The organism is Streptomyces sp. NBC_00012 (assembly GCF_045040875.1).
Classification (GTDB): domain Bacteria; phylum Actinomycetota; class Actinomycetes; order Streptomycetales; family Streptomycetaceae; genus Streptomyces.
This window is the reverse complement of sequence record NZ_CP108309.1, coordinates 231,182-258,104: the sequence shown is the minus strand read 5'-3', so window position 1 is coordinate 258,104 and position 26,923 is coordinate 231,182. Positions and strand designations below refer to the sequence as shown.

Annotated in this window: 22 protein-coding genes and 2 CRISPR repeat arrays; of the genes, 14 read left to right on the top strand and 8 right to left on the bottom strand. The window is 69.0% G+C overall.

Translation table 11 applies throughout. The features are described from left to right. Positions 1 to 90 precede the first annotated feature (90 nt). The gene (locus OHA19_RS01310; protein WP_405749094.1) at positions 91 to 540 is read left to right on the top strand and encodes a hypothetical protein; all 450 of its coding nucleotides are present in this window, start codon (positions 91 to 93) and stop codon (positions 538 to 540) included. A gap of 169 nt (positions 541 to 709) precedes the next feature. Beyond that, complete coding sequence (locus OHA19_RS01305) at positions 710 to 2,095, top strand: replicative DNA helicase (protein ID WP_405749091.1); 1,386 nt, start codon at positions 710 to 712, stop codon at positions 2,093 to 2,095. A gap of 108 nt (positions 2,096 to 2,203) precedes the next feature. Continuing rightward, positions 2,204 to 3,086: direct repeats of the CRISPR family, unit length 29 nt; unit sequence GGGACCATCCCCGCGGGTGCGGGGAGCAG. Between the two features lie 104 nt (positions 3,087 to 3,190). Here OHA19_RS01305 and OHA19_RS01300 read toward each other — a convergent pair. From OHA19_RS01300 to OHA19_RS01290, 3 genes are all read right to left on the bottom strand, one after another. Beyond that, a complete protein-coding gene (locus OHA19_RS01300) occupies positions 3,191 to 4,828 on the bottom strand; it encodes an ISL3 family transposase (protein WP_405721012.1) in 1,638 nt (545 codons plus the stop codon). Positions 4,829 to 4,964: 136 nt separating this feature from the next. After that, positions 4,965 to 6,637: direct repeats of the CRISPR family, unit length 29 nt; unit sequence GGGACCATCCCCGCGGGTGCGGGGAGCAG. A 393-nt stretch (positions 6,638 to 7,030) separates the two neighbouring features. After that, complete coding sequence (locus OHA19_RS01295; RefSeq protein WP_405749089.1) at positions 7,031 to 7,516, bottom strand: hypothetical protein; 486 nt, start codon at positions 7,514 to 7,516, stop codon at positions 7,031 to 7,033. Positions 7,517 to 7,531: 15 nt separating this feature from the next. Then, positions 7,532 to 8,977, bottom strand: a complete 1,446-nt coding sequence (locus OHA19_RS01290; RefSeq protein ID WP_405749086.1) for a hypothetical protein — start codon at positions 8,975 to 8,977, stop codon at positions 7,532 to 7,534. 306 nt (positions 8,978 to 9,283) lie between these two features. On the opposite strand from OHA19_RS01290, the gene OHA19_RS01285 reads away from it, so the two are divergent. The 4 genes from OHA19_RS01285 to OHA19_RS01270 all read left to right on the top strand — a co-directional run bounded on the left by OHA19_RS01285 (position 9,284) and on the right by OHA19_RS01270 (position 10,881). Continuing rightward, a complete protein-coding gene (locus OHA19_RS01285; RefSeq protein WP_405749084.1) occupies positions 9,284 to 9,472 on the top strand; it encodes a hypothetical protein in 189 nt (62 codons plus the stop codon). Further along, positions 9,469 to 9,633: a hypothetical protein gene (locus OHA19_RS01280; RefSeq protein WP_405749082.1), complete on the top strand. Its 165-nt coding sequence runs from the start codon at positions 9,469 to 9,471 to the stop codon at positions 9,631 to 9,633. The genes OHA19_RS01285 and OHA19_RS01280 overlap by 4 nt, the downstream gene beginning before the upstream one ends. A gap of 829 nt (positions 9,634 to 10,462) precedes the next feature. Beyond that, on the top strand, positions 10,463 to 10,585 hold the full coding sequence (locus tag OHA19_RS01275) for a hypothetical protein (RefSeq protein WP_405749079.1): 123 nt from the start codon (positions 10,463 to 10,465) through the stop codon (positions 10,583 to 10,585). Then, complete coding sequence (locus OHA19_RS01270) at positions 10,582 to 10,881, top strand: hypothetical protein (protein ID WP_405749077.1); 300 nt, start codon at positions 10,582 to 10,584, stop codon at positions 10,879 to 10,881. The genes OHA19_RS01275 and OHA19_RS01270 overlap by 4 nt, the downstream gene beginning before the upstream one ends. Positions 10,882 to 11,062: 181 nt before the next feature. On the opposite strand, the gene OHA19_RS01265 is transcribed toward OHA19_RS01270, so the two are convergent. The 4 genes from OHA19_RS01265 to OHA19_RS01250 all read right to left on the bottom strand — a co-directional run bounded on the left by OHA19_RS01265 (position 11,063) and on the right by OHA19_RS01250 (position 13,540). Further along, a complete protein-coding gene (locus tag OHA19_RS01265) occupies positions 11,063 to 11,380 on the bottom strand; it encodes a 4a-hydroxytetrahydrobiopterin dehydratase (RefSeq protein WP_326771217.1) in 318 nt (105 codons plus the stop codon). Positions 11,381 to 11,382: 2 nt separating this feature from the next. After that, the gene (locus OHA19_RS01260) at positions 11,383 to 12,288 is read right to left on the bottom strand and encodes a Twin-arginine translocation pathway signal (RefSeq protein WP_405749074.1); all 906 of its coding nucleotides are present in this window, start codon (positions 12,286 to 12,288) and stop codon (positions 11,383 to 11,385) included. A gap of 365 nt (positions 12,289 to 12,653) precedes the next feature. After that, positions 12,654 to 13,217 (bottom strand): Uma2 family endonuclease, encoded by a 564-nt coding sequence (locus OHA19_RS01255; RefSeq protein WP_405749072.1) that lies wholly within the window; start codon positions 13,215 to 13,217, stop codon positions 12,654 to 12,656. Continuing rightward, positions 13,214 to 13,540: a hypothetical protein gene (locus OHA19_RS01250; protein ID WP_405749069.1), complete on the bottom strand. Its 327-nt coding sequence runs from the start codon at positions 13,538 to 13,540 to the stop codon at positions 13,214 to 13,216. Before OHA19_RS01250 ends, OHA19_RS01255 begins: the two co-directional genes overlap by 4 nt. A 438-nt stretch (positions 13,541 to 13,978) precedes the next feature. On the opposite strand from OHA19_RS01250, the gene OHA19_RS01245 reads away from it, so the two are divergent. Further along, the gene (locus OHA19_RS01245) at positions 13,979 to 14,845 is read left to right on the top strand and encodes a hypothetical protein (RefSeq protein WP_405749066.1); all 867 of its coding nucleotides are present in this window, start codon (positions 13,979 to 13,981) and stop codon (positions 14,843 to 14,845) included. A gap of 77 nt (positions 14,846 to 14,922) precedes the next feature. Beyond that, positions 14,923 to 19,239, top strand: a complete 4,317-nt coding sequence (locus tag OHA19_RS01240; protein WP_405749063.1) for an AAA family ATPase — start codon at positions 14,923 to 14,925, stop codon at positions 19,237 to 19,239. Between the two features lie 170 nt (positions 19,240 to 19,409). On the opposite strand, the gene OHA19_RS01235 is transcribed toward OHA19_RS01240, so the two are convergent. Then, positions 19,410 to 20,186 carry an HD domain-containing protein gene (locus OHA19_RS01235; protein ID WP_405749061.1) on the bottom strand — a complete coding sequence of 259 codons (777 nt, stop codon included), beginning with the start codon at positions 20,184 to 20,186 and terminating at the stop codon, positions 19,410 to 19,412. 166 nt (positions 20,187 to 20,352) lie between these two features. On the opposite strand from OHA19_RS01235, the gene OHA19_RS01230 reads away from it, so the two are divergent. The 6 genes from OHA19_RS01230 (at position 20,353) to OHA19_RS01205 (ending at position 26,922) form a co-directional block, all read left to right on the top strand. Beyond that, complete coding sequence (locus OHA19_RS01230; protein ID WP_405749058.1) at positions 20,353 to 21,939, top strand: type I-E CRISPR-associated protein Cse1/CasA; 1,587 nt, start codon at positions 20,353 to 20,355, stop codon at positions 21,937 to 21,939. Further along, a complete protein-coding gene (gene casB / locus OHA19_RS01225; protein WP_405749056.1) occupies positions 21,936 to 22,541 on the top strand; it encodes a type I-E CRISPR-associated protein Cse2/CasB in 606 nt (201 codons plus the stop codon). Before OHA19_RS01230 ends, casB begins: the two co-directional genes overlap by 4 nt. After that, on the top strand, positions 22,538 to 23,884 hold the full coding sequence (locus OHA19_RS01220; protein ID WP_405749053.1) for a type I-E CRISPR-associated protein Cas7/Cse4/CasC: 1,347 nt from the start codon (positions 22,538 to 22,540) through the stop codon (positions 23,882 to 23,884). Before casB ends, OHA19_RS01220 begins: the two co-directional genes overlap by 4 nt. Further along, positions 23,881 to 24,729, top strand: coding sequence for a type I-E CRISPR-associated protein Cas5/CasD (cas5e, locus tag OHA19_RS01215; protein ID WP_405749050.1), 849 nt, complete (start codon positions 23,881 to 23,883; stop codon positions 24,727 to 24,729). Before OHA19_RS01220 ends, cas5e begins: the two co-directional genes overlap by 4 nt. After that, positions 24,726 to 25,442 (top strand): type I-E CRISPR-associated protein Cas6/Cse3/CasE, encoded by a 717-nt coding sequence (locus tag OHA19_RS01210; RefSeq protein ID WP_405720851.1) that lies wholly within the window; start codon positions 24,726 to 24,728, stop codon positions 25,440 to 25,442. The genes cas5e and OHA19_RS01210 overlap by 4 nt, the downstream gene beginning before the upstream one ends. A 907-nt stretch (positions 25,443 to 26,349) precedes the next feature. Continuing rightward, the gene (locus OHA19_RS01205; protein WP_405720854.1) at positions 26,350 to 26,922 is read left to right on the top strand and encodes a hypothetical protein; all 573 of its coding nucleotides are present in this window, start codon (positions 26,350 to 26,352) and stop codon (positions 26,920 to 26,922) included. Position 26,923 lies beyond the last annotated feature (1 nt).

Here is a 26,923-nt window from a genome sequence, read left to right as displayed (position 1 = left end):
GTGGATACCTCCTCCCCCAGCCCCCTCACGCCTCTCCCGGGACTCGCTTCCGACCATGACGCCGCTGCGCGGGCGGCGGAGGAGGGGGCTGTGGCAGCCACGCCGGAACAGCTCGCCGCCGCGGTTGAGTTCCTTCAGGAACTTCCGGGGCCCTGGGCCGTGGGCAGGGTGACCGCACAGCGCTACGCACCGCTGCTCGTCGAAAGCGCTACGGCCCAGGGCTGGGAGCTGGACGACTTCCTTGCTGCCGAACTGACGAAGAACCCGGGCGGGGCCCACAACCCCCAGGCAGCTCTGAAGACCCGGATCCGGGACCTCGTCCGACGCAGGCGCACCCGAACGGTGCCCGCCCAGGCGGATCCGCCAGCCCACGCCTACGCCCAGTCCCCGGTGGCCGAGGTTCCCCCGTACTGCCGCCATCTCGACTGCGACGAGGTCAGCCGCCTGCGCAGTGGCACCGACTCCAACGGGCTGCTCCAGGTGAGCCCGTGCCCCGAATGCCACCCCAGCAGAGCCGGAAAGTCACACACGCCCGCCTGAGGGCCTGCGGGATGCCCGGATAAGAGATTGGTCGTGACGCCCCCTCAAAGCCCTCCAGGGAGCCTCCTGGAGGCTCGCAAGGGGTCGGTGATCGAATCCGTACCGCCACGCAATTGACCCGACCGGCCCACACACACCCGTATGCCAACAGCCGACGGAGCCCGCGCACATGACAACCGACCCCTTCCAGGGCCCTTCCCACCGGGACGGGACCTCGTCGCAACAGGACGTTCTCCAGCGGGGTCTCCCTCAGGACACCGCGGCCGAACAGGCCGTGCTCGGAGCCCTGATGCTGTCGGTGCGCGCGATCGAGGAAGTCGACGCGATCCTCGGTGACCCGGCGGACTTCTACCTGCCGCACCACGAGACCATCTACCGGGCAGTGCTGGACATGTACGCGGCGAGCAGTTCCACCCCGCGGATCGACCCGATCACGCTGGCCGCCGAACTCCAGCGCCGCGGCGACCTGGCCAGGGTCGGCGGACCGGCTTACCTGCATTCGCTGGTCAACACCGTGCCCACCACGGGCCATGCGGCGCACTACGCCGAGATCGTGCGTGAACGGGCGGCGCTGCGGCGGGTGATCGAGGCAGGAAAGCGTATGGTGCAGCTCGCTCACGCCGGTACGGAGGAGGCTGGCCAGGTCGTCGAGGAGGCGATGGCCGAGCTCCAGGCCGCGGCTGCGGGAACATCAACTGCCGAACCATTGCTGTCCGTTGCGGACCGCTGGGCCGGTTTCCTGGACCAGCTCGACGCGGGTGCCGACCCCGAGGCACTGGACACTCCGTGGGCCGATCTCAACGAGTACGTCGAACTGAAGCCCGGCCAGCTCGTCACCGTCGGAGCCACGACGGCCGGAGGCAAGTCACTCTTCGGAATGAACCTCGCCGCTCACGTCGCCCTGCGAAGAGAACGTCCTGTGCTGGTCGCCAGCATGGAGATGGGAGGCGGCGAACTCATGGCCCGCCTCACCGCCGCCGAGGCCGGCGTCCCCCTCGACCGTCTCATCCGCCGCCGGACGACCGAGGACGACTGGAACCGGATAGCCCAGGTCGGCGACCGGCTCGCCAACGCACACAACTTCGTCCTCGACGACTCGGCGAACCTCACCCTGTCGAAGATCCGCGCCCGGATGCGCTGGATGGCATCCCGCGACCACGCCCCGGCCCTCGTGGTCGCCGACTACCTGCAGCTGCTGACACCGGAGGGGACGAGAGCCGGGAACCGGGCGCAGGAGGTCGCCGAGATCAGCCGCGGACTGAAACTGATCGCCATGGAGTTCAGGACGCCGATCGTGGCCCTGGCCCAGTTCAACCGCGGCGCGGTGGGACGCAGACCGCTGGTGTCCGACTTCAAGGAGTCGTCCGCCATCGAGCAGGACTCCAACATTATTATCCTGCTCCATCGCGAACTTGCCGAGGACGGCACGGACACCGGCCCCAAGGCGGGTGCGGTGGAGGCGATCGTCGCGAAGAACAGGAACGGCGCGAGCGGACGCATCGTGGACCTGGCGTTCCAGGGGCACTTCGCGCGGCTGGCTTCGATGGCGCGCTGAGACGGTTTGTTGTCCGCGGACAACAAACCGGTGGCTGTTGTCCGCGGACAACAGCCACCGGCTGCGATGACGCGGGCGAGCCCGTGCCACAGGGCCTCCTCGTATGGGGAGGCTATCCCCGCGTGCGCGGGGAGCAGCTGCTCGCCTCCGGCGAGAGCGACCCCTACCCGGGACCATCCCCGCGGGTGCGGGGAGCAGCCGACGAGGCACGCGGCTTGTCACAACTGCTCAGGACCATCCCCGCGGGTGCGGGGAGCAGCATCCCCATGCCCCGGAGCACCAGCACCAGGCGGGACCATCCCCGCGGGTGCGGGGAGCAGTGAAACCGTGACGTCGGCCGGAGTGTCACCGGGGGACCATCCCCGCGGGTGCGGGGAGCAGCCCCCGCTTCCAGTGCAGGGTTCGGAATGGCGGGGACCATCCCCGCGGGTGCGGGGAGCAGCAAAGCCGCAGGTCACGCCAGTGACGCCCCCGGGGACCATCCCCGCGGGTGCGGGGAGCAGGACAGCAGCACGGGAGAGGCGCTGGAGCCGATGGGACCATCCCCGCGGGTGCGGGGAGCAGCCCACCACCAACAGGATCTCCGGCGGGGTGTGGGGACCATCCCCGCGGGTGCGGGGAGCAGGCGCCGAGGACGGAGTGGAGGATGCTGCCGACGGGACCATCCCCGCGGGTGCGGGGAGCAGCCGAAGCGTGCTCACCTTGATGAATTCGGCATGGGACCATCCCCGCGGGTGCGGGGAGCAGCGTACAGGCCGCTACCGGCCGCCCCAAGCGGTAGGACCATCCCCGCGGGTGCGGGGAGCAGCTCGTCAACGGCGCCACACACTCCGCCCAGCAGGGACCATCCCCGCGGGTGCGGGGAGCAGGATCTCTGTGCGTGTCTCGGCCCCGCCAGGCAGGGACCATCCCCGCGGGTGCGGGGAGCAGCCGCGGTATGCCGGATCGAGGCCGCAAGCTCGGGGACCATCCCCGCGGGTGCGGGGAGCAGTCGCGCAGATTCTCAGCCTTCACCCCCAGACCGGGACCATCCCCGCTGTCGGCGGTCTCTGAACCTGGGTTCTGGATCACTTTCCGTGCTCAGGCCACGGAGGGTCACCACAACCGCAATCGTGAACGGCTTCCCGCCGCGAGGAGGACCCGCTTGCGGAGCAGATCGAAATTGGCCCGGCCGAACATCTGTCGCTTGAGCATCTTGATCTTGTTGTTGTGACCTTCGACGGCGCCGGAGCTGTAGCGGAGGCTGAGGCCGGCGACGACGGCGTCGAGGTCCTGGCCGAGGCCGTTGACGAAGGTGTGCAGGGCTGGCAGTTCGTCGGCCTGGACGTGCTCGATCCACTGGCCCAGCTGCCGACCCTGGCGGTTGTTCATGAGCTCGGCGAACGCGCGCACGTGTTCGGCGGTTCGGTCGAGCTCGGGGCAGCGGGCGAAGATCTTCTTGAGCTGCTGGGCCTGGTCGTCGTCGAGGCGGTCGGGGCGGCGGGTGATCCAGCTGGTCACGTCACGCGTGGACGGGTTCTTGCGGGGCGGATCGTCGTGCGGGAAGGCTTCCCGGAGCCGTTGCACGTACTTCTTGACGACGCTTTCGCCGCCGCGGTAGCCGCGCTCGCGGAGTTCCTCGAACAGGCGACGGGCGACGGTGCAGCCCTCGGCCCACCGCCGGTGCAGGTAAGGCTTGTAGGGATCGAGGATGCTGGTGCGGCCGGTCCAGCGTCCGACGAGTAGTTCGTCCGCGGTAGCCGCATGGGCGAGTCGGCGGACAGTATTGCGAGCCAGGCCGAGCCGGCGGGCGATGACTCGCAGCCCGAGTCCCTCGTCCAGCAGGTTGTGAACGGTCGCGTGCTGCTCGCGCACCCGATCGGACAGGCGGCCGGACTGCCGCGCCTCGGCCGGAAATTCCGGTGCCAGTTCCGTGGTCTTGGAGAGCACAGCGGTGCGAACCGGGGCGATGTCCTGCGGTTCACGCCGAAGGGCGCGGTGCTGGGTGACCGTCTTCTCGACGGCCTCGGCAAGGTTCTTCCAGATGTGCCAGCGGTCTGCGACATGGATCGCGTCCGGGGCGCCGAGCCGTCCGGCCTCGGCATAGGCACTGGAGCGGTCCCGGCAGATCACTTCGACGCCGGGATGGTCGGTGAGCCACCGGGCGACTGTCGCCGTGGTCCGGTCAGGCAGCAGATCGACGGGACGGCGAGTATCGATGTCGATCAGGATGGTGCCGTAGTTGTGGCCCTTGCGCAGCGCGAAGTCATCCACGCCCAAGACCCGCGGAGTGTGCGCTGCAGGGTCCGGCAGACGGCGTATCAGCCGCAGGAGCGTCGACCGGCTGGCCCGGACGGCGAGTGCGTGTGCCAGGCGGGCACCGGCTCGGCCGGCCAGCATAACCGCCAGCCGCTCAAGCACCGACTGCAGCCCGGCGCTGCGTCTCCCATGCTGGAAGGTCAGCCCCTCAACCTGCTCGGCGAACGTTGTCTGCGGGCAAGCGTCCTGGCGGCAGCGGAACCGGCGGACCCGTAACTCGATGACCACGGGACGGCCGCCGACCGCGCTGTCGGCGAGCCGACGCACGTACCGGCTGTGCACCCGGGCCGCCGTCGTTCCGCAGGCAGGGCACGCAGCCCGGTCCGCTGACGCGCGGGCCTGAACGACCACGAACTCACCGTCGGATACGACGTCTTCGATCACAGCGCCTTCGACCCGGTGGAACCACAGGTCCTGGAGGAGTACATCAGCCACGGCCGTTCATGATTGCGGTTGTGGTGACCCTCCGTGGCCTGAGCACGGAAAGTGATCCAGAACCCGGTTCAAAGCACGCCGACACCCGCGGGTGCGGGGAGCAGCCCCACCTTTCACAGCCCATCAGACGCCCGTGGGGACCATCCCCGCGGGTGCGGGGAGCAGGTGGTGGGAGTTGGCCCCGCACACCCCCTGCGCGGGACCATCCCCGCGGGTGTGGGGAGCAGCGTTCCACTGGTACTGGATCGGCAACGGCAGCGGGACCATCCCCGCGGGTGCGGGGAGCAGATCTCGACGAGGGCGTGCGACTTGGCACGGAGGGGACCATCCCCGCGGGTGCGGGGAGCAGGGCCCGAAGCTGTACGGGACTTCGGTCAACCCAGGACCATCCCCGCGGGTGCGGGGAGCAGCGGCCTTCACCTCGTCGAAATCCTGGCGGCCCGGGACCATCCCCGCGGGTGCGGGGAGCAGAGCTCCGGGTCACGCGTGGCCCGTGCTTCCCAGGGACCATCCCCGCGGGTGCGGGGAGCAGCGAATCCATGGGAGTGGAGGACCGACATGTCGAGGACCATCCCCGCGGGTGCGGGGAGCAGTCTTGAGCTGGTCTCCCTCGGTGGAGCAGAGAGGGACCATCCCCGCGGGTGCGGGGAGCAGGGACTTCCTGCGTCGTCCCCTTGGACGCTGTCGGGACCATCCCCGCGGGTGCGGGGAGCAGTAGCCACTGTGACCCCACCCAAGGACTCAGACGGGACCATCCCCGCGGGTGCGGGGAGCAGATGATGCGCGTGTGCAGCCGACCGTTCTCGGCGGGACCATCCCCGCGGGTGCGGGGGGCAGGCACCGGGCGGAGGCGGCATGACCCCGCAGCCGGGACCATCCCCGCGGGTGCGGGGAGCAGTTTTCCGTTTGATTCCCGGCATGGGGGACGAGAGGACCATCCCCGCGGGTGCGGGGAGCAGCAAATCGCCTACATCCGTGCATGGGCGTCGGTGGGACCATCCCCGCGGGTGCGGGGAGCAGCTTGCGGTCGGTGTGTCGGCCGATGATCATCAGGGACCATCCCCGCGGGTGCGGGGAGCAGTCACCGAGGCCCTGACCCGTGCGCACCGCCTGGGGACCATCCCCGCGGGTGCGGGGAGCAGACGCCGCGCAGGAAACCGAGGACGCCGCAGCCAGGACCATCCCCGCGGGTGCGGGGAGCAGACCTGGACCCCCGAGTTCCCCGCCATCGTCCGGGGACCATCCCCGCGGGTGCGGGGGAGCAGGGGCGAGGAGCTGGGCGGCTTCCTGGGCGAGCTGGACCATCCCCGCGGGTGCGGGGAGCAGCAGCCGCCGGCGCCGACGGCGCCCGCGAGCGTGATGACGGTGGGACCATCCCCGCGGGTGCGGGGAGCAGCGCCCCTCCCCCCCCACCGGGACCATCCCCGCGGGTGCGGGGAGCAGGCGGCGAGCAGAGCGCGGGCTGCTGCCGGGCAGGGACCATCCCCGCGGGTGCGGGGAGCAGGTCAGCCAGCTCACCGGCAGCGGCGTGACGATGGGACCATCCCCGCGGGTGCGGGGAGCAGCACTCCGGGCCGACGTGCGCCGTAAGGGCCTGAGGACCATCCCCGCGGGTGCGGGGAGCAGCAACCAGCCCATCCTTCCGGCGAAGGTGACAAGGGACCATCCCCGCGGGTGCGGGGAGCAGGTACGGGCTTCGAGCACTCGGGGCTGGGTGCGGGGACCATCCCCGCGGGTGCGGGGAGCAGCCGGTCCGCACGTTCGGCGGTCCGACCGCCCTGGGACCATCCCCGCGGGTGCGGGGAGCAGACGAGGGTGCGGGGAGCAGACTTCCTGACCTGCGGCTTTATCGCGGAGACACGCAGTTTTCCTTCACTTTCACCGAGTCCGGCAAATAGTGCATAACGTTCTCTATTTTTTTCTGTTCAACCGTCAGGGGCCGGCAGTGCAAAGCGATCAGTGCAGAGTCTGCTTACTTATTTTCAGGTGGCTATGCCCGGATCGGGAAACCTGATTTCTCGAGGCATGAGAGATCGGCCGCAAGCCGAAGCGGACGAGGCTGCCGGCTGCCGGCTGCCGGCTGACCGCCGCCGCACACGACCAACACCCCCTGCCTGGCTACGGTCGTAGCAGGGAGCGGCCCCGTGCGTCCGGGATCAGGCCGGGGTGTTCCCGGTAGAGATGTGTAAAGCGCACCGAAGCTCACCCCTTGCGGGCTGCACCGTCCGGCCACACCACATCCACCAGCAACCCCGCAGCGCGAGCCGCTTCGACGGTGTCGGCCGTGCCGCCACCCTTCCCCGATGGCGGAGTGCTGTCCCACACGGCGACAAGCCGGTCGGCACGCTTCAGGAGCTCGGCGTTGGCCGCCTCGTAGGCACCGCGGTTGGCGGTCTTGTTCGGCAGCGTCAGTACCTCGGCAGCGGCTTCGACAAGGTGATCGAAGACAGGTGCGTGGTCGGGTTTCACCTTGGTTGCCCGGTAGTCCTGAGAGGGGATCACGACCACCAGGCGCCCGCACACGGCTGTGACCTCCTCGGCGAAAAGGGTGTCCGATCCGGCAGCGATGCACGACACCCCCGTCAGATCGTCGCTGTACTCGGCCAGCAGGTTACGGAGCGCTGCTCGTACAAGCGGCACGCTCTCGTCCGTCAGGTCCATGTGTCCGGTCACGGCAAGGGTCGTCACTCGGATCTCCTCGATTCAGCTTGCCAGCAGGTCGCGGATACTATCCCGCGCCTCGCGTACGGACCGTGAGGCGCTGTGCCCCACTGTGTACGGGTACAGCTGCCCCAGTTGGCTGCGGACGCGCTCGGACTGGGTGCCGCGGGCAGCCGCAACCGCGCGGTGTGCCTCGGCCGCGCCGCCTCCGATGTCACCGGCGAGGAAGTGGCACTCCGCCAAGCCGATGCGGTCAAGGGCGTGGGAGCGGCCGGCCTCGGTACCTCGGAGGGACAGGGCTGTTCGGATCTGGCCGGCCGCCTGGTTGGCGTGCTGGCGGGGGTCGGCGCGGGCGAGGTCGAGGAGACGACCGCCGGTTACTCCGGCGAGTTCGGCCTCATCGAAGTAGGCAATCCAGTAGGGCTCGTCCCCGTCCGGGCGGGCGTCCGCGAGTGCTTCGGCCGCCCGCGTCGTGGCCCGCTGGAAACCAGCGTGGCGGCCCTGTGCGGCATACGCCCATGCCTCCCTGGTGTGGAGCATGGCGCGAACGCGGGGGCCGATTACGTCGCGGGCGCCCTCCTGAGCCAGGTTGATGAGCTGGAGTGCGTCGTCGGGCCGGTCCCGGTAGAGCATCTGCCGGGCCATGCCCGCGAGGACGTTGGCACCGAAGACCACGTCGCCGCCGGCGTGAGCAGCGCGGAGTGCAAGGCGGTAGTACTCCTGCGCTCGGCGATGCAGCCCGGAGTCCCACGCCATGGTGGCAGCGGTCCCGGCGAGCTGGGCCATCACGCAGTAGAGACGTTGCTCTACGACGGGCGCCTGGTGGTCACCGAGGGCACCGGCCACCTCGGCCAGCTGGCCGAGCACGGCCTTTCGGCGCAGGCCACCTCCGTACTGGTGGTCCCATTGGCGGAAGGCCTGAGCCGTGGTCTCCAGTTCCTCGACGTCCCGAATACCGAGCCGCCCCGGACGACGTTGCACGGGGGCTGCTGCGACTGGGACGAGCCAGCCTTCGAGGGAGTCGAGCAGGGTTGCGCCAGCGGCGGCGGCTCCTGCCAGTGCGCGCGTGAGAGCGCGGCGGTCCATCACGAGATCGCTCCTGGTGAGGTGTGCGGCCAGCTCCACGGTGGCATCGGGCCGCCACGGAATCCCGTCTGAGTCTGGCCCTTCGCACGGCGTCTCCGGCGGGTGGTGCTGGTCGGTGTGCTGGTTGTGCTCCCAGGCGCGGGGTGCAAGGCCGGGGATGCGGAGCCCGTCGGCGATGCGGCACACCACCTCGAACGAGGTGACGCGTTGGGTGCCGCTGATGATCGTGGAGACCTTGCCGGGGGTCAGTTGGCAGGCTGATGCGATTCGATTCTGGGAGAGGCCGCCCCACTTCTTGATCAGGGTGAAGACGGCCGCGAAGTCGTGCTCGATGAGTGCTGCCCGTACGTCTGCTCTGTCGAGTACGTCGGGGGCGGGCAGGCCGGGGGTGATGGCATCCATGGGGGCCGACTTCCGGAGCGATCCTATGCACGCGCAGGCGCCTTGCTGGAGTGCCAACGAGCTTATTACCGCCTCGGTAACCCCCGCTGGTCATACCGCAGTTGCACACGCCGGACGACGCTGATTGAGACGGTAACCGAAGGTGGGAGTGCAGCCCATGGCAATGACTATCAAGGTGTATGAGGTGGACCGGCACGGCCGCACGCGCGTCCGTCGTCCGACGACGGAAGTCGTCCCGGTCGAGGTGGTGGAGGAGAGGTTCGCGTACCCGGCCTGCCGATGCGCTCGGTGCAAGAAGGCGACCAAATGACCACCCCCGCGCAGCAGGCATCGCGTAGCAACTACATCTCCCCCGAGTGCAGGACCAGCACGGCCGGCTCATGGGGCGAGGGGCACCGCCTCTGCCCCGGACCGGTCGACATCCGGGTCGGTGACGCCCTCGCCGAGCGCCTCACCTGCGCCTGCTCCTGCCATCCCCGAAGGACCTGCCGATGATGTGTGACCGTTGCCAGCAGCCCATGACCGCCGAGGAGTCGAAGCCATACGAGATCCCCGGCGCGACCGGCCCCGGTATCACGCTCCACCTCCACGAGGAGTTGTGCCCGCTGCCCGCCTCGGCGCGGGCGACGCCGCACCCGCGCGAGCGGCGGTACTGATGCCCCCGCCCGTACCTGAGGCCGTCGGCGGCAGAGGTCCGGGCGGGTTCTCCAGCCTCCATCTACCCGCAGAATCCCGACGAGCCGTCGCGGGACCATCCCTGCAGGTGGGGAGCAGGCCAGGGGTTGAGACCCCTATTGGTAATGCCGAGGGGCCATCCCCGCGGGTGTGGGGAGCAGCAGCGAGCTCCGAGCAGGCTGAGACCCTTGGCGGGACCATCCTCGCGGGCGCGGGGAGCAGACCCCGAAAGCGTCCGCCCGGATCTGAAGGGGACCATCCCCGCGGGCGCGGGGAGCAGCAACGTGTTCACTGGCTTGCCGAACCGCGGCCGGGACCATCCCCGCGGGCGCGGGGAGCAGCACCTCGAAGGAGGGCTGACCCATGGCGATCGGGGACCATCCCCGCGGGCGCGGGGAGCAGACTGCGTGACCTGCACCTTTATCGCGGCGGCACGCAGTTTTCCCATACTTTCGCCGAGTCTGGCAAAACTGGCATATCGGTCTCAGTTCCTCTGTTCAAGCTTCAAAGGATGGCAGTGCAAAGCGATCATCGTAGAGCCTGCCTGCCTATTCTCAGGGAGCTCTGCCCGGATCGGAAACCGATCTCTCAAGGAACAAGAGATCGGTCGCACGCCGAAGTTGGCCCGGCCGAGGGAGGTCGGTGAGGCTTTCGCCGTCCTCGCAGCGAAGGCTCGGATTGGTGAGGCAGCGGGCGCGCCAGGCTCGACAAGCGGGCGGGAAGACCAGCGGGCTGGCCGAACGGCTGCGCGACGTATAGGACGCTCTACGCGAAAGCATCGGCTGAGGACACGGGCAGGAGAGGCAGCGGATGGACATCGGCGGAGCCGCGCTGATCGTGGTCGACATGCAGAACGGCTTCGTGAACCACCGCAGCCGCCACGCCGTGCCAGCGGTTTCAGACTTGGTCGCCCAGTGGTCCACCGTCGGTTGACCCGTGATCTTCACTCGCTATTTCAACTACCTCGGCAGCTCCTACGAGCGCTTCTTCACGCTCTCACCCCCGAGGCAGACGAACTGATCCGCCAGGCCGGCTGGACCGACCTCGTCTTCTGCGGGATCGCCACCGAGAGTTGCGTCCTCTACTGCCCGCCGATCGGCCAGCACCCCCGCATCATCGTGGCCGGCGACCTGCGCTCCGCCCGCTTCCAGCGGATCATGACCGCCCTGGGCTCCGGCAGCGAAGCCGCGCTGCACGCCTACTACGCCACGCGGGAGCTGCTGCCCTGATACGTGGAGGTCGGCTCGGGACCATCCCCGCGGGTGCGGGGAACAGCCCCGTTCCAGCCCATCCCCGGGCCCGAGCGTGCTCGGACTGCTGGCCGACCGCCGCCGATCACGAACAACGCCCCTGAAATTCGTCCTTCGGGCGGGAGGGGGCGGGTTCGAGCGTCCGGGGACCGGTCGGTCATCAATCGATGGGCTCGGCGCCGTGCGCTGCCGCGATCTGGTCAATGCGCTTCGCGAGGTCGAAGTCGGCGTCGGTCAGCTTGTGGCCCGCGTCGTGCGTAGTGATCCCGAACCGGATCGTGTCCCATCGCAGATCGATGTCGGCGTGATGTCCGATGAGCCGCTCCACATCAGCAACGTGCACGATCATCGCGACGCCACCGTGATACCGGATGCCGAAAGACCGTGTGATCTCATCACCCACCCGCGACCAGCCGCGGAGCTCCAGAAGCCGCCCCTCGATCGCACTGTCCGTCAGCGGCACCGGTTCCTTGGCCACGCTCAGTTCCCCTTGCTCACGGGCTCCAGGATCTCCGCAAGATCCCGGCCGACCGGGGCATCGTGCCACGGCCGCATCGCACGCTCCAGGGCGACCAGTTCCCTGCGCATTCTGGCCGAGCGGGTCTCCACCACGATCGTCGCCACGGTCCGGGCGATCTCCACTGCCTGATCCGGCTCCCGCGCAGCTGCCGCAGCTGTTGCCTGCCGGGCCATGTACACCCCGCGGTCCCGGCGGGCGGTCTCCGGAACGATCGCGAGGACTTGCGACCAGAGTGCGCCGGCCTCCGCACCGAGGCCGAGCCGTCCGTAGCAGGTGGCCCGCTGCACTTCCAGGTACCCGGGCGTCCGCCTGCATGCGTTCCCCCACGGAAGGTTGTCGTCCACGCGCGGCAACAGCCGGTCGGCCTGGTCGATGAGCTGGTCGACCAGGCCACGTTCACCGGTGAGGCTGGCGCCGTGCGCCTGCTGCTGCATGGCCATGATCCGTACCTTCGGGACGAGCCGGTCGGCGTCGTCGAGCACGGCTTCGCACAGGTCGAGGACTGCGTGTCCGTCGCCGAGATCGGTGCGTACCTGAGCCTGGTTGACGAGCGAGTACCCGATGAGGTGCGGGTCACGGGACCGCATCGCGATCTCCTGGGTGATGCCGCGCCAGAAAGCCGCGCTGTCCATGTCTCCGGCATCCTGATACAACCAGCCGACGAGTGCGGCGTAGGCCGCACCGACGCGGAGAAGACCGCGGCGGGTCTCGCCCTTCGCAGAGCGGAGCAGCTTGTCGATGAGCTGGTACTGCGCGGACACGGTGCCGATCAGGTCGTGAGGGCCGAGGAACATGTCGGCCCCGTAGTGCCCTTCCAGCTGCTGCTGGAAGTAGTCGATCAGGATCGCGACCAGTTCCGGGAACATCCCCGCGGGTGCGGGGAGCAGCCATGGGCGCCAAGCTCGCCGCGGCGGTGTACGGGAACATCCCCGCGGGTGCGGGGAGCAGCCATGGGCGCCAAGCTCGCCGCGGCGGTGTACGGGAACATCCCCGCGGGTGCGGGGAGCAGCCATGGGCGCCAAGCTCGCCGCGGCGGTGTACGGGAACATCCCCGCGGGTGCGGGGAGCAGGCTCCGTGACCTGTGGCTTTATCGCCGGGGAACGTGGTTTTCCCACACTTTCATTGATTCCGGCAAAGCCGGTCATATCGCTGACCGTGCTGGTGCGGACACTGCGGCCATGCTCGTTAGTGCTGATGACAATGAGCCCAGGCGGCCAACTCGTCGGCCGGTTATTGCCGGGCGAGCCCGGCCGGGTCGATCGCGAAGGGGAACGGGGCATCTAGTCGGGTGACCTCGCCGGACAGAGCGGTCGTCTGCTCGACGTATCGGCCGTTCTCCAGCTCGGTGATGACGAGCCGGGGCGCCGGGTCGAATTCCAGGCGCCAGTAGTGCGGGATCGCGGCCTCGGCGTAGAGCATGGGCTTGAACTTCCGGTCCATCGTTTTGTTGCCGGGGGAGACCAGCTCGACCACGAGCTGGACGGCTTCGGCATCGATGCTGACACCGTCGTCGACGGTCGCGCCGGCGTCGGCGACCACGATGTCCGGCACCACCAGGCCGGACGGCAGGGTCACATTGATGGCTTCCAGGATCTCGACCGGTGCACTGGCGGCGCGGGCCGCGGCGTCCAGGGCCACGTGGAGCCTGAAGGACGCACGCTGGTGGCGCAGTCCGGGGGCGGGGGACATCATCAGAGACTCCCCCAGCAGCTCGTACCGGACACTGCGGTCCTCCGGCAGCGCGAGGACGTCGGCGACGGTCCACGGCCCGGTGTGATCGGTTGCAACGCTCATTCCCTCCACCTCCTCATCCGCACGGCACTGCCAGTGTGGCCCGGACCGGTGCCGGGTGTCTCCTGGCAGGCCGTACGACGGTGGTCGTCGGCCCTGCGGAAGCAGGTCGGGACCGCCGTCGCGGCGGCCCCAACCCCATTGTGCCGGGTGAGTGTGACAGCGAGGCAGAGAAGATCGACATTGCCGTAGCGGGCGATCATCGAGGACAGCCGACGGGCAGTGTCAGCTTCGGCGAGTTCGTTGACCAGAGTGGAGGTGGTCGTGTAGCGGACGGTCAGGCCGGCCTCGGCGATCGTCCCCGCAGGTGCTGGGAGCAGTTCCACGGCCCGAGGAACGGCTTCGGAAGCACGGGACCATCCCCTGCGGGTGCGGGGAGCATCCACCGGCCGGGCCTGGCCCCGGTGGAGGCCCGGGACCATTCCCGCAGGTGCGGGGAGCAGACGGCCAGCGGGTCGCTCGTCGGGCCGTAGGAGGGCAGTCTTCGTAATGCGAGACGATGCACTCGTACCCGGACCCGTCCGGAAGTCCATTCAGGAGCCATTCGCGCGACTGCGGGAGGGGACGGCAGATCAGCGCCCGTAAACACCCCTGGCCGCAGGCATAGCAACCACACACTAGCAATCAGTCCAAGTGCGCCCCGGCACGAGGACGAGGCCGTCGAGCAGTCCCGAGTGAAAAGGGAGGAATCCGCCCGTCAGAAGGCTCAGGCCGACTAACCTCATTACCTGACCGAACGACACGTAGGCGGGGGAAGCACGAGCGTGACGCGCATCGTTGGGGTACACGGCATTCGGCAGTCGAAGACATCGAAGTCCCGGCTGACAGCCGAATGGTGCAAGGCAATCAACCGCGGCCTTGGTGCGCTGGGACAGCCAGTCATACCCACCACCGCGTTGGAACTGCCCCACTGGACCAGTCTCCTTGCGCGCGGAGCGGACCGGCTAGGCCCGGAGGATGATCCCTTCGATGCCGCAGTGCCCTTGAGCGAGAGCGAAGCCGAGTTCGTCGTCGGGGCACTGGAGGAAGTGGTTCACCAGGAAGACCTCGCCCGTGTGCAGGAACTGCCGCTGCAGACGCTTGGGCCGCCGCAGCTCTGGCCGGCCCGTCTCACGCGTCTGGTGATGGCGTACGACCGGCGCTTCCCCCGAGGCGGGGGCAAACTCTTTGTGAGTGCGATGCGGGAAGTGCGCTTCTACCTGTACGAGCCCGACCTTGCAGCACAGGTCCGGGCATTGGTCGCCGAGGCCTTCGGTGAGAACACGTCCGTCGTCGTAGGGCACTCGCTGGGCAGTGTGATCGCTTACGACCTGCTGCGCAGGGGCCAGATCCCGCCGGACCGTGTGTCCGGCGTGCGTACGTTCGTGACCTGCGGCTCACCGCTGGGAATCGCCTCCGTGCGGCGTGGACTGAACATTGCCGACGGCGAACCTCTGAAGCTGCCCGGCGACATCGAGTGGGTCAACGTCTTCGACCCCGGGGACGTCATCACCGGGGGGAGAGGCCTCAGCGACGTCTCGCCGGGGACCACCGATGCTGAGGTCGCCAACGGGATCGGTGATTCGCACAGTGTCTTGCGCTACCTGCGGACCACTCCGGTCGCACGGGCGATCGTGGTCGACGGACGGTGAGCCAGGCTGCGGACTACGAGTGGGGCGCGAGGCGGCTCATCGAGATTGCGGTTTCGGACTACGGCGAAACTCTCGGCATGCCGGATGAGCGGGCCTCGTTCAAACAAAGGATCGATGCCCAGGTCGCAGTAGTCGAAGAGTGGTGGGCCGAAGGGCCGTCGGAGGATGGGTGCCGCTTCAGCCTGGTGAAGCCGGAGAAGCTACGGACAGCTCCTGACCTGCGCAACTTCATGGACGAGCAGCACCTGGACGCCGCGGACGACGACGAGGTCATCGTCGTCTACATCACGGGCCACGGTCTGAGTCGCAACTCCGATGTCCACTTCCTGCTCCTGCCAGAATCCGACTGGGACCGGGTCCTGGGCACCGCGGTCCAGACCGCCGACCTGATCACGGCCGCACTGGACTCCCGCGCCACACACGTTCTCGTTATGGTCGACTCCTGCTTCTCGGGAGTACTGCGCAAGGACCTGCTTCGTCGGCTCGAAGCGCTCAGCGAAGAGCGACGTAATCTGTCCTCTCTTGTCGTCCTGACGTCGGCGAACGAGTACACGTCCCCCCGCCCGGAGGAGTTCTCCAACCTTCTCAAGGCGGTGATGGCGTACTTCAGGGACGAAGCCTCCGGGTACGCACTTCCGTATCTGAGCTTCGACGACTTCTTTGCCGCGATGAAGAAGGTCTTCGACCCCCACACCATGGCCGACGTACAGCGTGTGTGGCGGCCAGATTCGGTGCAGAGGGACGTGGACTACCAGCAGCTCACTCCCTGCCTCCCCAACCCCGGCTACCGAACCCAGCCCGACCTCGACTCCTACTGGCTCCTGCGCGCCTCCGGTCGGCCTTCCCCCGCTGACTCCGGCTGGTATTTCACCGGCAGGACTACCCATGTACGGCGCATGACCGAGTTCCTGAAAGGGGAGGGAGGCACGCTCGTCGTCACCGGAGAGGCAGGCTCGGGCAAGTCGGCTCTCCTCGCTCGGGTCGTCGCTCTCAGCGACAAGCAGTTCAGGGCCGACTCGACGTACCGGCCCCTCATAGACGCGATACCGCCCGACCTCCTGGTGCCCGAGGGAGCTGTCGACGCCGCGGTGGTCGCCCGTAATACGGATGCTGACGAACTGGCAGCGGCGCTGTATACGGCGCTCACCGACGAGCCGCTCGCAGGGGACAGGAGGGTCGGGTCACTCGATCAGCTTCTGGATTGCGTGCTGGGATCCGTCCGTCAGACGAGGCGGCCGCTGACGATCGTCATCGACAGCATCGACGAGGCGAGGAATCCCGCGAGGATCATCACCGACCTCATCCGCCCGCTGGCCGAACAGTGGACGGACGACGGGCATCCCGCTGTACGAATGCTTCTGGGCATCCGCAGTGCCCACGCGGACACTGCGGGCCGACTCCGTCCGTCGCAGGACCGGGCATCGGATCTGCTGAACCTGCTTGTCCGTTCCACAGATGCCGACGAGCCCTTGCGGGCTGACACCGGCGCCGCGGAGGACATTGCCGCGTATGCGAGCACGTTGCTGAGGACCCTGTTCGACCACCGTGACTCCTCGGTACGCCCGAATGACCGCAGCCTGGACGAACTGGCGGCTGCCATGGCCGAGGAGGTGGCGCCCTCTTTCCTGGATGCCCGCCTTGCTGCCGAGGCGCTCTACGCAAGCGACCGGTTGCCCGATCCGGACGATCCTGAGTGGCGGCGCACCCTGCGCCAGGGGACACAGGAGCTTCTGCGGCAGGACATCGAGGAAGTACGGCGCAATATCGGCCTGCCGGCCGAGCATGTCATGCAGGTCCTGCGGGCCACAGCACTTGCGCAAGGGGCCGGTCTTCCTTGGGCCGAAGTGTGGCCGTGCGCGGTGGCAGCGCTTGCGGCAGGCGACATCATCGCTCCCGAGACGGCGATCCGGCGGGTGCGAAACAGCCCGCTGGCCGGATATCTGACGACCGACGTCGAGGACGGCAGGTTCGTCTACCGGCCGATCCACGAGCGCATCAGCGAAGTGCTGCGGCAGACGCCGTATGCCCTTCTCGGTGACGGAACGCCGTCCAGCACGCCCGAGGCATCGTCAGTGGTGACCAGAGAGTCCCACCGGCAACTGGCCGTCGAGTTCAGCGCTCTGCAGAAGGAAGGCGAGCCGCCCCACCCCTATCTGCGTCACCACCTCGTTCAGCACGCGGCGGCCGGAGGCGTGCTGAACGACCAGGTCGTCACCGAGAAGTTTCTCCCCTACGAGACGAGCGGGAATGTGCGGGGCGCGCTCGGACTTCTGTCGGAGCATGCCGAGGGCACGAAGCGCCTCCTCGCGTGGACGCGGATCGAACCCTTTCTCGCCGACGCACCGCCCCTCGCGCGCGCGGAGAGCCTGCGCTTCTCCCTGTGGGAGCCGGACGCTGATGCCCTCCCGGGCAACCGCGACACCGGCAGTCCGGCCGTGGCACATCTCTTGCCAAGATGGAAGGACCTCGCGGTGCCGGGCAACGTCCTGGCACGGGCGGACGCGGATGTCTGCTCCCTCGTGTCCTTCACCTTGCGGGACGGGACGCCGCTGGTCGCAGTGGGCGGCGCCGACGGCGCCGTACGGGTGTGGGATCCGTCCACCGTGACGCCGGTCGGCCCACCGATTCAGGGGCCGGGCTCCTTGGTGCGGGCGCTGGCCGTGGTGCCGGGGCCGTCCGGCGAGCCTCTTCTGGCCGTTGGCTGCGACAGGGGTGCGTGGACGTGCGACCCGCTGAGCGGTCAGGACCGACAACTGCCGGTCACGGCAACGGTCCACGACCTGGCTTCTTTCACCGACCGGGAGGCAGCGCGGCTGGCGATCCGCACATCCGATGGTCTTGTCGTGTGCGATCCGCTCACCGGGGCCGTGGTGGCCGACATGGAGTACGCCGCCCTGGCGAGTGCGGTGAACGCACTCGCTGTTCTGACCCGCGCCGGGGGCCGAACCCTGCTCGCCGTCAACGGAGCAGATGCCGTCGACGTGCTCGACGGGGCCGGTCTCGACCTGGTGTGCACCGTTCCGATTCCCGGAGGGGAGATCTCCGCGCTGGCCCTGCTCGAGAAGCGGGACGGCGAACCGGTGCTCGCCGTGGCCACGCGGGCAGCCTCGGGAACGGTCAGGTTCTGGGATGCCCTGACGGGTATGGAACAACGGCACCACACGATCAGGCAGTCCGCAGCCGTCCTGACGCCCTACCGGCAGCCGGGCTCCGGCACCCTGCTCGCACTCGGCGGGCACGATGGTGCCGTACAGATATGGGACCCGGAAACAAGTGAGCAGACCTGCCGGTTTCCCACCGATCACACGAGCGAGGTGACGGGCCTCGCCGTCGTACCCGGTCCCGAAGGGGTCCAGATCCTGGTATCGGGCTCGCTCGACCGGACCGTCCGTGTCTGGAACCCCGAGGCGTGGGCCCGGCGTACAGTGCGACCGTCCTCCCGTCCCACCGGTGGAGCACTGCTCGCGATGCTGTCCGGAAGCCCCGGTCCGGCCGAGCTCATCTCGGTCGGCCCCGACCGCAACCTGATCGTGAGGTCGGCCGGCACGGGCGTGGTCACGCGCACGATCGACCTGCCCCGCAGAGGAGTCGACGGGCCGGTGACGGCTCTCGCCACGTACACAGCGTCGGACGGCTCCACGACGGTCGTCGTCGGACTCCCGGACGGATCGGTCGGGTGCTGGAACGGCGACTGGGCGACGATGAACGCCTGGACCTCGGCGGAGGACCATCCCACCGCGTTCACCACCTTTGTCGATGGGACGCGGACCGTCCTGGCCGTGGGGACGAGCCGCGGCTCGATCGCGTACTGCGACCTGGCCACCCGCGAAGTACTGGGGTGGCGCCATGGCGGGGGATCCGGTGGCCCCGTCCGAGCGCTGGCATATCTGCCCCTGCCTACGGGGGGTCTTCTGGCTGTCGCTGCCGATCAGGACATCTTGCTGTGCCGCCCGTTGCACGCTCCGCACGATGAATGGCCCGGTCAACGGCCCGGCGCCGTCGCGTCCCTGGCCGTCTGCCAAGGAGAGGAGGAGGGCGAGTGGTACCTGGTCACAGGGGGAGTCGACGGCACCATACGTCTGTGGGCGCCGGGCTCTCCGAAGAAGGAGACGTTCACGCTGCCGACCCGGCACGACGGGCCCGTATCCGCCCTCGGCATCGTCCGGTCGGCCGACTCCCGCAACCTGATCGTCAGCGCCGGCCTGACCGACACGACCCTGCGTCTCTGGGACTTCCACACAGGAGAAGAGCTGCTGCGGCTGGTCACTGCGGCACCCCTGACATCCCTCGGTGTCCTGCCGCACCACAGCGTCCAGGGGGCTTCGCAGCCTCTGATCGCCTTCAGTGGTCCGGCCGGGACCGCCGCCGCGACGCTGCGTCTGCCACAGTCCTAGGAACAGCCCACGGGGCAGAGCTGATGTGGCTGGTCACCAGCTGCCATGCTTAATACCATCGGCTCGCCGCATCGGACGGCCCATCCCCTCCGCGCCCGCGGAGATGGCCCTTGTGGCGACTGAAGTTGCATCAGCCCCGCAGAGCGGGGAGCGCAGCCGTCCAGCAGCTGTCATCCGGCCACCAACATCCGTGAGACGGCTTGTTGCGCGTGCAGCCGTGCTCTTTCGGACACCGCATCCCGGGTGTCGTGAGGGGACGCGAAGCCATGGGACGCGTCTCCTTGCGACAGTCCGTTGCTCTGGGAGCTCAGGCGGCCGAAGGCTGTCAGACGCGCGGGGTCCGTCGGCCGGATCAGGCGGGGAAGAGTCCGGGCGTCGAGTCCCACGTGGTGGGCGACGACGTCCACCAAGGCGGCGCGGACCGCGTCCCAGGCGGGGCCGCCGGTCGCCCGGTACGCCTTGGCGACGGTGTCGGCGTGCAGGGTGTCGGCGTGGTGCTGGTTGAGCGCGTACGCAGCCACGTAGAGCCCCTGGTGTTCCCGGTCGTGGCAGCGCTCACCGTCGACGTACCCCGTGCAGTCGCAGCCGGTCAGTCGCGGCAGAACCGCCGCCGCGATGTGCTCCGGGGCCGCATGGCGGACCCGGGCACCGGCCGGCGGCAGGGGCAGGCCCGACCGCAATGCCTGCTCCTGCCAGTCGGCGCGGGCCCTTTCGCCTGCGGGGGAGGGCTGCTGCCCCGCGCCGAACGCGACCATGTGCGGCGGGCTCGCGTGGCCGATGCGGCTGACCCCTGCGAGGAAGGCGGCCACCAGGCGAGCGCTCTGCTCGCTCTCGGCCGCGAAGCCCTCCGCGATATCGGCTCGTTGCCGCGGGCTCAGTACCCGGTCCCACAATTCGAGCATTACGGCACCGGCGGTGACCATGTCGACGACGAGCGGATTCCACACTGGTCCGCCCCTTCGAACCGTGTGGTCGGAGATATCGATCGTTCCCCAACACCATTTGTACGCAGTGCTGTTGAGTTCTCCTGGTTCGCTCACATTGCCCTCATCCGGCGTGTTACGGTCCTGGCTCATCTCACCAGACAAGTGTGGAGATTGGAGTAGGGATCAGGTGACACTGTCCGAAACGCGCCCCTCTCCGGCGGGGGAGATACGCCCCAGCTGGGACCCACGACGACAAGCATGCGTTCCGGTACTGACAACGGCCGGGGAAAACGCCACCGTCACCTTGGTCCACGCTCTGCAGCACGCGGACGAACTGCGCAGCGTGTCCGGGGCGACTGCCGGAGAGGCCGTCGCCCTGATCGAGTACCTTCTCGGCGTCTGCTACGCCTCCGGGGACTGCCCGGCGACGGTCGACGAGTGGCGTGACCGGGTTCACGACCGCAGCCCGCTGACCGATGCGGCGCACTGGCTGGATCGCCGTCCCGACGAGCACTGGGACCTTTTCCACCCCGTGGAGCCGCTGGGCCAGAACGCTCTTCTCGCCCCCTACCTCGACGAACACGGAGCAGGTCCCGCCCAGCTGGTGATCGAGCACGCCGGGGACTACAACCAGTTCTTCGACCACCACCACCTCGAGCACCCGGCGCCGCTGCCCGCCGATGCCGCCTTCCGCGCCATGCTCACCCAGCACGCCTACGGACCCGGCGGCCGCGCCCGGATCTCCGGCAAGGAGACCTTGGGCCCCACCCTCACCAATCTGGCCGCCGGACGCCTCGGCACACGTATCCGTGTCATCGCGCTCGGGGAGACGCTCGGCGACACTCTCCGGCTCAACCTCATACCGACCGACGAAGCCCCGGGCCGTTTCAACCGAACCTGGACGGTGGCCCCCGAGCCCCGCCGGGGATTTCTGACCAAGCCGTCGGGGCGACGGGTGGATGGTCCGGCCGACCTGCACACCGTCCTGGGACGGTCGGTCCTCATGCGGCCCGCCGTCACCGAGGACGGTCAGCCGGCCGTCGACCGCGTACTGCTGGCGGCCGGAGAAATCCTTGAACCACTGGCCCCGCACCACATGCAGGACGCCGTGTACGAGAAGGCACCGAACGGAACGGTGAAGCCGCTGCGGCCCTCGGCGTCCCGGGCCCTGTGGCGCGAGGCGCACGCTCTGTACGCCGCTGTTGCAGACCGGGACCACGGACCCGATCTCTACGACCGCCTTGCCAGGCTCAGCGATCGTCGGCTCAACCTGTGGACCGTCGGTCTGATCGCCAAGCAGACCACGGTCGTCACCTGGGTATCGGACACGTTTCCCTTCGTGCCCGGCCGGGAGCGCGACCTCAGGTACGCGGCCGAGCGGGCTTCGCTCGTCGCCGAGTACGTGGCCTCCAGCCTTTTCCGGGCAGCTTACGTCGCCTGGACCGTGACGTATCCCAACCCGAAACCGGCCGACAAGAGCAGTCAGATCGCCCGGTTCGACGCGCGGCCGGAGCACTGGGCTCACTCGGAGGAGCCCTTCCACATGCTGCTGGACGACACGGCAGCGGCCGAGAACGACGAGCAGGTGGACGCGGCGCTCGTCGAGTACGCGGCCGTGCTCGCCGAGGCCGCCGGGCGCTTCCTGCGTAACCGGCTCGACTCGCTGCCCGCCAACTCGCGCGGTTACCAGGCGCATGCGAAGGCGGTCCGCTGTTTGGAGAACGACCTCACCAGGTCCAAGGCCCCGGACGAACTGAAGGGGGAGCGGAAGTGATCGCCGACAAACCGGGCATCGGGAGTGCAATCGCGGATGGCGCCGAGCCACGTGAGCCCGCACGCAGCCAGCAACTCGCCCAATGGCTCGTCGGCTTGGTGGACAGCCGGGACTACGGCAGGCTCGCCGAACTGCGCCGGCCGAGCGTCAGCGAGAACGCCCACATCGAAGCCGGCTGGATCGCGGGCTGGAACGATGAGGAGCGCCGCAAGGTGTTCGAACAGGTGGCGTTCCTGTTCGCCGTCTACCACCGGGGCGCCGCCGAGCCGTCATGGGGTTACGGAAGCCTCGGGTACGCCGCCCGCCGGATCGGCAGCAGCATCGGGCGCGGGCCCGACGACGCGGGCGCCGGCCGACTGATGGACCGCATCGTCGCGAGCCGCAGGCCTCCCCAGCGACACCTGCAGCACGCCATCGCCCGCCTGCGGTCGTGCGGCGAGCCACCGCCCTCCTGGGCACGGCTCGCGGACGACATCGCCCGCTGGAGCGACCGTCAGGCCCGCATCCGCTACCGCTGGGCCGTCGACTTCCACGCGCCGCCGCCGAAAGCCGCCAGGAACACCAGGACGACCACGACCACGACGAAGGACATGCTGACGTGAGTACCCCCGTTTCCCTGACCGGGCACCAGTTCCTCTCCCTTCACCTGCTGGAGACGCTCGTTGCCGTCCTTCCCGTGCGGGACGAGAACGGGGCACCCAAATCCATCGTCTACGGCGGCGTGGAGCGGCACATGATCACCAGCCAGGCGCGCCGTCGCGCCGAGCGCGTGTACTCCCGCGACCGGGCCAACGAGCAGATGGGTCCGCTCGCCGGACACACCATGGGCGTCCGTACCCGTGAATGGGCGCTGGTGACCGCCCGCGCCCTGGAGACACGGCACGGCTGGCCCAAGGAGCAGGCGCTGGCGACAGCGCGAGCGGTTCTGCAGGCCATCGGCCTCAAGTTCGGCGACTCGACCAAGCCGACAGTTGCCAACCTGACCAAGGTGCTGCTTTTCGCGCCGTCGGATGCGGGCGATCGAATTGCTGACCACCTCAACACCGAACGGGAATCGCTCGGCGCCTGGGCAGAGAACTACACCGTCCTGGCCCAGGCGGCAGCGGCAGGAAAGAAGACGAAGGGGCGGCGCAAGAGCAGCTCCCAGGAGGAAGCAGAGGTGAGCGCGGACGACGCGGACTCCGCAACGGACGCCGGCGCTGCCAAGCTTCCCGCTCTGCCCAAGGCGACGCGGGAAGCGGTCCTGACCGCGCTGGCACCCCGGGACGCGATCGACATCGCGCTCTACGGCCGCTTCCTCGCCGAGATCGCGGACTCGCCGAACGTCGACGGTGCGATCCAGAGCGGCCACGCCTTCACCGTCCATGAGGCCGAACACACAGACGACTTCTACGCCGCCGCCGACGACGCCAAGCTGAACCGCAAGAGCAACGCCCTCGACTTCCTCGATGTCGCCGACGACTCCGGAGCCGGCATGACCGGCTACCAGTCCCTCATCTCCGGCACGTTCTACCGGCACGCCGTTCTGGACCGCCGCAAGCTGCGACAGAACCTGCGCGCCGCAGGCATGTCCGAACAGGACAGCGAAGCAGCCGCCGTTGCCGCCGAGGCCGAGTTCGTCAGCGCCTTCGTCAACGCCTTCCCGCAGGCCAAGAAGAACTCGACCGCCTCGACCGGGTCACTGCCCGCCCTGGTCCTCGCCTTCGACGGAGACCGCCCGTTCAACTACGCGGCAGCCTTCCAGAAGCCCATCGACGAAGTCGCCGACGGGGGACCGGCCGGGGAGCTCGCCGTACGCCGACTCCTCGACCACCACAACTTCGTCCGCCGCCGGCGTGACGACATCACCGCAGGCCGCGTTCTCACCTACGAGCCCGCCATCCACGCAGTCCTGCAGGAACTGGGAGTCAAGGACGTCGAGTCAGTCGAGGAGCTGACGGCGTGAGCGGACATGTCCTGCTCATCAGGCTCGCCGCCCCCCTGCAGTCCTGGGGGGTGGTGTCCAGGTTCTCCCGCCGCGACACCCACAGCCGCCCGACGAAATCCGGGGTCATCGGTCTGTGCGCCGCGGCCCTCGGACACGACCGCTCCGAGGCACTCGGCGAACTCGCGGCCGTCCGTTTCGGCGTCCGCGCAGACCACCCCGGCACCCCGGTGCGCGACTACCACGTCGTCGGCGCCGGCAAGTACCCAGTCCGTCCACGTGACATCATCACCGACCACCGCAGGGCCGCAGCCCTGTCCGCCGACATGGCGAGTACCAAGGGCAATGCGTTCGGGCACCACGAGCTCGCCGACTGGTACGGAGCACCGAAGTACATCGTCTCCGAACCGGATTCGGGTGCCCTGGTCTCGAAGCAGCTCTCCAGGGGGGCGCTCATCACCGAACGCTGGTACCTGGCGGACGCCGCGTTCGTCGCGGCTCTGCAGCATCCGGACCGGGCTTTCCTCGAAACCGTCGCCACAGCGCTGGAACGCCCGAAGCGCCTGTTGTGGCTGGGCCGCAAATCGTGCCCGCCGTCCGGAACACTGGCCGGACCGCTGGACGGCGGAACGATCGAAGACGCCTACCGGTCCACCGCACTGCTGCCTTCGCAGGGCGTCGGGGCGCGGCCGTCGCCACGGCCCTGGGCCTGGATCGAAGCGGAACCGGGCACCGCCGGAGCAGCCCCCGTACCGGACCAGCCCGTCACCTTCGACGCGGACCGTCGCACACACACCACGCGGTGGGAGACACGGACCCGCGTCACCATCGCCGAGAACGCCACCGAATGGGACGTCATCCCGTGACCCAGCCCCCTGCCGCCCGATTTGTCGCCACGCACAGCGTCCTGACCCTGGACGCCCGGCACCCTTACACCGCCAAGTCCCTCGTCGACGCCCAGGACATGCACCGCACCGTCATGAGCGGCTTCCGCGGCTGGGTCTCGGACGGTGACCCCGACGCTCGCGCCCAGATGGGGGTGCTGTCCACCTGGTCCGTCGATCTCAAGGCAGGCGCGCTCGTCCTGGTAGTCCAGTCCAGGGTCCCGGGCGACTGGGCAGGAATACCCCGTGGCGCGCTCACCGACAAACCGCACGTGATCACAGTCGACCGCACCTTCCACGTCGGCGACTCCCTGACCTTCCGGACGGTCGTCAACCCCACCCACAGCCGCCCGACCGGTTCTCCGGCCCCGGACCGTGCCCGCGGCCGGAGAACTGCCCACACCCGCCCCGACCACGTGAAGAACTGGTTCGTACGCCGTCTCCAACCGTTGGACGACCCACGCAGAGCCCCTGACGGTGTCGTCCGCATCGGTGCCACAACCGAGGAGGAGACCCTGGGCGTCCGCATGCTCCCCACCGTCACCAGCCCTCGCCCCCACCACGGCCTGCGCATCGTCCGCGCGGAAATCCGTGGCACGCTCACAGTCACCGATCCCGCTGCACTGGTCGACTCGATGAACCAGGGGATCGGACACGCTCGCGCGTACGGCTGCGGACTGCTCCTGACCCGTTGAGCCCGGCACCCCAGAGGATGGTCCCGCTGTCGATCAGACGCAGGACGAGACGAAACACCACTCCGCACCGCGAGAGACGATCCATGCAATGGAGTTCGTACGAGCCCCGATGATCATCTGCCCCAGTACCTGTACGGGATGGCTCCCGGCTCAACGCCGCCCAGGCCTGGGGCGTCGTTTGCTTCCCGCTCCCGCTGGATGGATCTCGGGCGTTGCGAGTGCTGCGGCCCCCGCGAGTCTGATTCCCGCACCCGTGCGGGTGGCTCCGCCTGCAATAACGGCGGGGGAGCGTACCTGTTCTGCTCCCCGCGCTTGCAGGGTTGGTCCCTTCTCGACGCCCGACACCATGACGCCCCAGGGCTGTTCCCCGCATCCGCAGGGATGTTCCCCAGAACACCCGGGCTACCGGCAACTGGGGCAACTGCTCCCCGCATCCGCGGGGGATGGTCCCTGCCCACGAGGGAAGTCGTGCCCATAGTGGCCCTGGCCCTCGCACCTGCGACGATGGCCCCGAGATGTGGACGAGTGCCTGCTCCCCGCGCCCGCGGGGATGGTCCCGTGGAGTCCCGCGGTGGCGACGGCGTCGTCGTCTGCTCCCCGCGCCCGCGGGGATGGTCCCGGAGCCGGCGTATCCAGCTCCCGCGCTCAAGGAATCGGCCGACCTCGAACCGGTTGAAGCCGCTGGCCACCGGGCGCACTCGGCCGGATCGAAGAAGCCATAGGTTCAGGGCATCCTGATCGTCGTGGAGGATGTGGCGCCGGGCATGGATCAGGGCCTGCTTGACGCCTCGGTGGATGCGGGGCATGTGGTCGGTGTGGGTCCAGAGCACGCCCGCGTTGAAGTACGGGCGACCGCGCAGGTGGGGCCAGCGCTCGGCGGCTCCGGGCAGCGTCGAGGGCCGGCCGGATGCCCCGCCTCACCCTTCCACCTCAGGTCATCGCCCAGGACCAGGCGCCGCTGCACCAGCACCGCCGACTCGCCATGCTCCGGCGGACCCTCAACGACGACTCCCTGCGGCTGCGGAGCCGGGTCGTTGCCGCGTTCGTTCTCCTCTATGCCCAGCCCGTCAGCCGCATCGTTCGCCTCACCATCGACGACGTCACCGACGACGGCACCACCATCACCGTCAGCCTGGGACATCCACCATCTCCGCTTCCGGAGCCCGTCGCCGACCTGATGCGGGCCTACGTCCGCTCCCGGCAGGACCTGCCCTACGCCAGCTCCAGAAGCTCCCGATGGCTCTTCCCCGGCCGCCAACCGGGGCAGCCGATGAACCTGGGCAGCCTTCAGGCCCACCTACGCGAGATCGGTGTCCCGCCACAGCGCGGCAGGACCTCCGCGATCCGCCAACTCGTCCTCCAGGCCCCGGCCCCCGTCATCGCGAAGGCACTCGGCTACCACGACAAGACAGCCACCCGTCTGGTCACCGAAGCTGGCGGGACCTGGAGCCGATACGCCCCCGGCGACCACAGCCGGTGAT

Bases quoted from the DNA above. Each gene is read 5' to 3' on its own strand.
- OHA19_RS01305 (WP_405749091.1), top strand. From the start codon at position 710: ATGACAACCGACCCCTTCCAGGGCCCTTCCCACCGGGACGGGACCTCG.
- OHA19_RS01290 (WP_405749086.1), bottom strand. From the start codon at position 8,977: ATGGATGCCATCACCCCCGGCCTGCCCGCCCCCGACGTACTCGACAGA.
- OHA19_RS01285 (WP_405749084.1), top strand. From the start codon at position 9,284: ATGACCACCCCCGCGCAGCAGGCATCGCGTAGCAACTACATCTCCCCC.
- OHA19_RS01280 (WP_405749082.1), top strand. From the start codon at position 9,469: ATGATGTGTGACCGTTGCCAGCAGCCCATGACCGCCGAGGAGTCGAAG.
- OHA19_RS01275 (WP_405749079.1), top strand. From the start codon at position 10,463: ATGGACATCGGCGGAGCCGCGCTGATCGTGGTCGACATGCAGAACGGC.
- OHA19_RS01260 (WP_405749074.1), bottom strand. From the start codon at position 12,288: ATGTTCCCGGAACTGGTCGCGATCCTGATCGACTACTTCCAGCAGCAG.
- OHA19_RS01255 (WP_405749072.1), bottom strand. From the start codon at position 13,217: ATGAGCGTTGCAACCGATCACACCGGGCCGTGGACCGTCGCCGACGTC.
- OHA19_RS01240 (WP_405749063.1), top strand. From the start codon at position 14,923: ATGCCGGATGAGCGGGCCTCGTTCAAACAAAGGATCGATGCCCAGGTC.
- OHA19_RS01205 (WP_405720854.1), top strand. From the start codon at position 26,350: ATGCCCCGCCTCACCCTTCCACCTCAGGTCATCGCCCAGGACCAGGCG.